General features: G+C 38.3%; 1 protein-coding gene and 1 pseudogene. Both read left to right on the forward strand.

All coding sequences use genetic code 11. From position 1 onward, the window contains the following. Window positions 1-243: pseudogene (locus H5186_RS22610) on the forward strand (DUF2931 domain-containing protein); the annotation flags it as partial. A gap of 183 nt (window positions 244-426) precedes the next feature. Beyond that, on the forward strand, window positions 427-797 hold a 371-nt coding region (locus H5186_RS22615), incomplete at its 3' end, for a DUF2931 domain-containing protein (RefSeq protein ID WP_182740976.1).

The raw sequence follows: 797 nt of genomic DNA on the forward strand, positions 1-797 counted from the left end.
AATAGAATTTACTTTGGTGAAGTTGCAATAGACAAAAAAGGTTACAAATTAGCTAAATCTCTCCCTTATTTTACTTTATCGACAGGTGAGGTATTTAAGAAAATAAAACCATATTTAATAGTCGGTATGGGTGAATCAGGTGAAATCAAAGTTTGGATTTCAAATACACCATCTGCTGGGTTTACAGGCCATGTATTACACGAACTAGGCTCAGGGCAAGCTCAATGGCGTGAGAATAAGTAGTAAAGCCACGACCCTAAGCTTATGTTCTATAAAGTATTCGCAGAGGTAGCCCGTAGCTCATGACCCAGAAGAAGACGCTGAATTCACCACTAAAAACCAACAACGTGAGCTTTTTTACAATCAACCAGAACAAGCTGAAGAAAGTGAGCAATGGCAGTCACAACTAATAAATGGATATAGATTATGGACAACCTCATAAAATTACTCATCACACTCACTTTTACATTATTTGTAATGGGTTGCTCGTCAACAGGAACAATTGATTACATGGTTGCAGGTGTCGGCACCGAAAATGGCAATGCAATTTGGGGGCGCTCTGTAGTATTTGATGATGAGTGGGGAATACCGTCAGGGGCAATTGGGTGCTGCTATGGTGAAACAAGAGCGACGGTAAGTGTTTACGATCAAAAATTCCCAGAAAAAGTAGCTGTTGAATGGTTAGATAAGTCAGAAAATAGAATTTACTTTGGTGAAGTTGCAATAGACAAAAAAGGTTACAAATTAGCTAAATCTCTCCCTTATTTTACTTTATCGACAGGTGAGGTATTTAAGAA

This window comes from Pseudoalteromonas sp. SG41-2, assembly GCF_014164535.1.
Taxonomy (GTDB): Bacteria; Pseudomonadota; Gammaproteobacteria; order Enterobacterales; family Alteromonadaceae; genus Pseudoalteromonas; species Pseudoalteromonas rhizosphaerae.